Genomic DNA, 5,630 nt, shown 5'->3' on the forward strand with positions numbered 1-5,630 from the left:
GGCCGGCGGCTGCTTTCACCAGTTCCGCTTCATCTTCCGCGGCCTTTTCCGTTTTGTAGAACGCGAGAATCCCGCGGTCCCGCAACCCTACGTCAAGCCCCGGCTGCGCCGCCAGTCCGGTATACAATTGCCGGCTCAGCAGCGACAGGTCGCGCAGCGGCAGGGCGGATGCCTGCACATGCCGTGCATTGGCATGCCGCATGAACTGCCAGCCCCAGCTGATAAGCGCCCGGCTGAGCGAGGGCCGTACATAAAACGGGCTCCTGCTGTCGAACATCCAGCGGATGCCCCTGCTGATCATGCCCGGCGAAGCCAGCGGCACGAAGTGACTGGGTACGATCATGCCGGCGTTGCCGTATGAGCAGTTGCCGGTGATATCGCCTTTGTCGAGCAGGGTAATGCGGTGGCCGTCGTGATGAAGAAAATAAGCGGCGCTCAGCCCGATGATGCCGCCGCCGATGATGACGATGTCTGCCATGTTTCGTTGTTAAATTACCTGGAATCCGAATGCGTAGGGGTCGTCGCTTTCATCGATGCGGATGGTGTTGTATCCGTACACCCGCGCCCATCCTTCGATGCTGGGCACGATCGCCGGCTTACCCGCCAGTTCCGTCACGCTTTCCACCCTGCCGGTGAACTTGCTGCCGATGAAGCTTTCGTGCACGAAAGCCTCGCCTTCGCGCAGTTTTCCTTTCGCGAACCATTGCGCCATGCGGGCGGAAGTGCCCGTTCCGCAAGGGGAACGGTCGATCGCCTTATCCCCGTAAAAAACGGCGTTGCGGCCGGAGGATGCGGGATCGAGGGGCGCGCCCGTCCATTGGACGTGGCTGCAACCCCGGATCGTTTCGTCGAGCGGGTGGATGAAGGTGTATGCCTCGTTGATGCGCCTGCGCATTACCTGGCTCCAGGCAATCAGCTCCGCGGCGGTATGGTGTTCCAGCCCCCGGAAATTTTCCTGGGGATCGATGATGGCGTAGAAATTCCCGCCGTAGGCTACATCGAAGCGGAGCCTTCCCAGGCCGGGGCATTCCACCTCCAAATTTTCGGCCGCCAGGTAAGCCGGTACGTTCTTCAGCTTCACCGATTTCACTTTCCCGCCTGCCTGCCGGTATTCGATAAGGATCAGCCCCGCAGGCGCTTCCATCCGCACGATGCCCGGCGTTTTCGGCTGCAGCAATCCTTCCTCGATCGCGATGGTGATGGTGCCGATGGTGCCGTGGCCGCACATGGGCAGGCATCCGCTGGTTTCGATGAACAATACCGCCACGTCGTTGGAGGGATCATGCGGCGGATACAGGATACTGCCCGACATCATATCGTGGCCCCTCGGTTCGAACATCAGCCCGGTACGGATCCAGTCGTATTCCTTCAGGAAATGCTGGCGCTTTTCGCTCATGTTTTTGCCCTCCAGCACCGGCCCGCCGCCGGCCACCAGCCTCACGGGATTGCCGCAGGTGTGGGCATCCACGCAGAAAAATGTTTTTGCTTTCATACACCGGCAGTTGCTGGGAGGTGAAGGTATTCCGGGAGTTGGGGGCGCGTGGCCAGGCCATCGTCAATTACCTTTTGCACGGCGGCGCGCTCCTTCCCTTCGAGCGGCAGCCGCGGCGCGCGCACGTATTCGGAACCGATGCCGGTGGCGGCAGCCGCCAGTTTGATGTATTGCACGAGTTTGGGATGGATGTCCAGCTCCAGCAGCGGCATGAACCAGCGGTAGATCTTCAGCGCCGCGGCTATATCGCCGGATTTGACGAGCCGGTAAATGGCGACGGTTTCCCGCGGGAAGGCGTCCACCAGTCCGGCTACCCAGCCATCGGCGCCGAGGACGAGGCTTTCCAGCGCGAGGGGGTCTACGCCGGTGAGGATTTTGTAGCGGCCGCCGAAGCGGTTAATCATGCGGGTGATGTTGATCACGTCCCGGGAAGATTCCTTCACCGCCTGGATATTTTCATAGGGCAGCAGTGCCTCGAACATCTCCGGCGTGACGGCGATCTTGTAATCCACCGGGTTGTTGTACAGCATGATGGGGAGCCGCGTGGCGCCGGCCACGGCTTTGAAGAAAGCCAGCGTTTCCGCGTTATCCGCGTAATAGCGCATAGGCGGCAGGAGCATCAGTCCATTCGCGCCCCAGGATTCCGCATCGGCAGCCAGGGCCACGGCGTCGCGGGTGGTTTGTTCGGCGATGTTGACGATGATGGGAAACCCTTTGGGCAGGAATTCCCTGGCCGCATCATAAAGTTGCTTTTTCTCGGTGTTGGTGAGGGTGCTCGCTTCGCCGAGGGAACCACCGATAATGATCCCGTCGACCCCGGCTCCCAGCTGGGCGGCGAGGTTGGTGCGCCACATATCCAGGTCTACCTGGTCGTTGGCGGTGAAAGGGGTCAGCAGTGCGGGGTAGACGCCTTTCCAGTTCAATTGTTGCATAACGGAAATTTATCTAAAGTTACCGGTTGCAACAGGCAGCACCATCATAGGATTTACCCGGTTCTTGCCGGATATTGACCACTATCCTCGATCACCAGAAAACCGTATACAACGCCGCCAATATCCCCAGGATGATTACCGCCCCAATCTTGAAAGCCGTAGTCGTCCTGAACATGGAAGCATCGATTTCGATGGGAGAACCGGCCTCCCCTTTCGGCCGCATCAGGCTCATCACCACCATCACGGCGATCAGCAATCCGAATGTGATGGACATCCGGTCGAGGAAAGGAAAATCCGGGAAAGCGCCTTTCGTCCATTCCGGTAAAAATTTTAATACCGTGGAGATGGGAATCGTCAGCAAAGCCCCCGCGAGCGCCGCGGAAGCCGTTGTGCGCTTCCAGAAGAAGCCCAGCAGGAAAATCGCCAGCACGCCCGGAGAAATAAACCCGACGTACTCCTGGATGAACTGGTAGGCCTGGTCGAGGGAACGCAAGGCCGGGGTCACTAATGCTGCGATGAGCATCGACACGATCACCGCCCATTTGCCCGCGCGCACCAGCTGCCGTTCCGTAGCCGATTTGTGAAAGAATTTCTGGTAAATATCGAGGGAGAAGATCGTGGAGATACTGTTGGCCTTACCGGCCAGGGAAGCGACAATAGCTGCCGTCAAAGCCGCGAATGCCACGCCCTTGAGCCCCGGCGGTAAAAGGTTCATCAGCGTCGGGTAAGCATGGTCCGGTTTGACATGCCCCGCCGCATCCCGCATCTCCTGTTGGAACATGCCGTTTTTGTGCAGCACGAACATCACGATCCCCGGCAACACGGCGATCACCGGTACCAGGAGCTTCAGGAAAGCCGCGAAGAGTATCCCGTTGCGGGCCGTCTTCAAATCAGCCCCCAACGCCCGCTGCGTTATGTATTGATTGCATCCCCAATACGCCAGGTTGTTGATCCACATGCCGCCCACCAACACGGAAAGCCCGGGGAGATCCTTGTAATAGGGATTGCTTTCATCGAAAATCATATGAAAATGCGTCGGCGCTTCCTTGCGCAACACCGACAGCCCCTGCCAGATATTCCCATCATACCCGAACTGCTCCGACAACAGCGACAACGACAGGTAAGTGGTCACCAATCCCCCCACAATCAGCACCAGCACCTGCACCACATCCGTATACCCGATCACTTTCATCCCGCCCAGCGTCACGATCACCGCGAAAATGCTCAGTCCCGCTATGCACCATTCAAAAGGCAATGTCGAAATGGAAGTGATCGCCAGCGCGCCTAAATAAATGATGGACGTGAGATTCACGAACACATACACCAGCAACCAGAAAACCGCCATCACGGTACTGACCTTATCATTATACCGCTTCGCCAGGAACTGCGGCATGGTGTAGATCTTGTTTTTCAGGTAAATCGGGATCAGCACCACCGCCACGATGATCAGCGTAGCGGCCGCCATCCACTCATAAGTAGAAATAGCCAGCCCCAACGCAAACCCGGATCCCGACATCCCGATGAAATGCTCCGCCGAAATATTGGAGGCAATCAGGGAAGCCCCGATCGCCCACCAGGTCAGCGAGCCTTCCGCGAGGAAAAAATCCTTCGAACTGGCATCCGCAGCACGTTTCCTGCGGTAGATATAATATCCGTATGCGGCAACAATAAAGAAATAGATAAAGAAAACTACATAGTCGGCGAACTGCAGTTTATTCATACGCGTGGAATGGGTTTGTATGTTGCGGCGGGAATCAGAATTTCAGGGTGGCGGGTAAATATTTGGCCACCAGGTCTTCATAATACGGCCGCAGCTTCTTCCAATCGGGCGGTTCGGGGTTCTTGGAATACAGATCGTATGGATTGAACAACTTCACCCAGCGGAGCATCTCGCGGTCGTGATCGTCGAGCAGCTGGCTGTAAGCGCCTTCGCGGTGCCAGGCGTAGAAGGAATGGTACCGTAACATATAGAGCCCCTGCTCCGGCAGGTAATCTTTCATCATCTGGTATACATATTCATCGTGCCCCCAGGACATATGCACATTCCGGAGCCCGCAGCCCTTTTCATAGACGCCGGTGGGCGACTGGAACCGCTGATCGGTATAATCGGGGTTGTTTTTGAAGAATTCAGGGTACACCACTTTATCGGAATAGGCGCAGCCCACGGGAAAAGTATCCCCTACCACCGCCCATTGCGGCTCACCGAACAGGCAAAGTACCTTCCCCATGTCGTGCATGAGGCCGACGAGCACCATCCAGTCGGGGTGGCCGTCTGCCCGGATGGCTTCTGAAGTTTGCAGCAGGTGCTGGAACTGGTCGAGGTCAGTATCCGGGTCGGAGTCGTCCACCAGCTGGTTGAGGAAATCGAACGCCTGCCAGACGGGCATTTCCTTTTTATCGAACTGCAGGAAATGCGCCCGTTTTTCCTGGACGAAATCATAAGTCTGGTAAGTATGGTTGAGGCGGTAGAATTCCCGGACGGTGTCGCGCTCGGGGGTATCGTAATTGCGGTAGGCGTCGGTGGATTTGTCTTTGGCGATGCTGTCGGGGTCCGGGTACCGGTTGAGGACAGCGTCTTCCCATTCATCCAGGGAGTTGAGGGGATTGATTTCCGAGGGTTTAAATGAATGTTGGGTAGCCATGGCAATATTTTTTGTAGTTTAAGAGAGTGGAATCTGGTCTATAATTTCGGCTATTCTGCAGATATAGGTATTGATTCTCCTTTCTTTATTTACGAAACCGGTTTCGTAAAAATATGCGGCAGGTCACCATAAAAGCCCTTGCCCGGGAGCTGCGGCTCTCGGTATCAACGATCTCGAAAGCGTTGCGGGACAGCCATGAGATCAGCGAAGCCACCAAGCGCAGGGTGCTGGAGCTGGCCGCGCGGCTGGAATACACCCCCAACCCTTACGCCAGCAGCCTCCGCGGCCGCAAGAGCCGGAACATCGCCATCGTCATCGCGCTGCTGTGCGCAACCAATGCCGTGCATGCCCAGCAGGGCACCATTACCTTTGTCGGCCAGATCGTGCAGGAAACCTGCGTGGTGGTGCCCTCCGGCAACGGTTCGGGCGACGGCCCGGATTTCACCGTCCATCTGCCCGACCTGTCGCGGCGCGCGCTGGACGAGGCGGGCAAGCGGGGCGTGGCCGTGCCATTCCACGTGGTGGTGGGCTCCAGCGAGCGCCCCTGCCCCCAGCCCCATGTCA

The 5,630-nt window shown here is 57.7% G+C and carries 6 protein-coding genes; 1 reads left to right on the top strand and 5 read right to left on the bottom strand.

The features are described 5' to 3' along the window. The 5 genes from Q0510_RS09285 to Q0510_RS09305 all read right to left on the bottom strand — a co-directional run. Positions 1–478: FAD-dependent oxidoreductase (locus tag Q0510_RS09285; RefSeq protein WP_298710307.1), on the bottom strand; the 478-nt coding region annotated here is incomplete at its 3' end. Between the two features lie 9 nt (positions 479–487). Then, a complete protein-coding gene (locus tag Q0510_RS09290) occupies positions 488–1,492 on the bottom strand; it encodes a 4-hydroxyproline epimerase (RefSeq protein ID WP_298710309.1) in 1,005 nt (334 codons plus the stop codon). Beyond that, on the bottom strand, positions 1,489–2,424 hold the full coding sequence (locus tag Q0510_RS09295) for a dihydrodipicolinate synthase family protein (RefSeq protein ID WP_298710311.1): 936 nt from the start codon (positions 2,422–2,424) through the stop codon (positions 1,489–1,491). Before Q0510_RS09295 ends, Q0510_RS09290 begins: the two co-directional genes overlap by 4 nt. Positions 2,425–2,515: 91 nt before the next feature. Then, positions 2,516–4,144: a sodium/sugar symporter gene (locus Q0510_RS09300; protein ID WP_298710313.1), complete on the bottom strand. Its 1,629-nt coding sequence runs from the start codon at positions 4,142–4,144 to the stop codon at positions 2,516–2,518. Between the two features lie 34 nt (positions 4,145–4,178). Next, positions 4,179–5,066 (bottom strand): inositol oxygenase family protein, encoded by an 888-nt coding sequence (locus tag Q0510_RS09305; protein WP_298710315.1) that lies wholly within the window; start codon positions 5,064–5,066, stop codon positions 4,179–4,181. Between the two features lie 113 nt (positions 5,067–5,179). Here Q0510_RS09305 and Q0510_RS09310 point away from each other — a divergent pair. Then, a partial coding sequence (locus tag Q0510_RS09310) for a LacI family DNA-binding transcriptional regulator (RefSeq protein WP_298710316.1) occupies positions 5,180–5,630 on the top strand: 451 nt, incomplete at its 3' end.

The sequence above is a fragment of the uncultured Chitinophaga sp. genome (assembly GCF_937874145.1).
Classification (GTDB): Bacteria; Bacteroidota; Bacteroidia; order Chitinophagales; family Chitinophagaceae; genus Chitinophaga.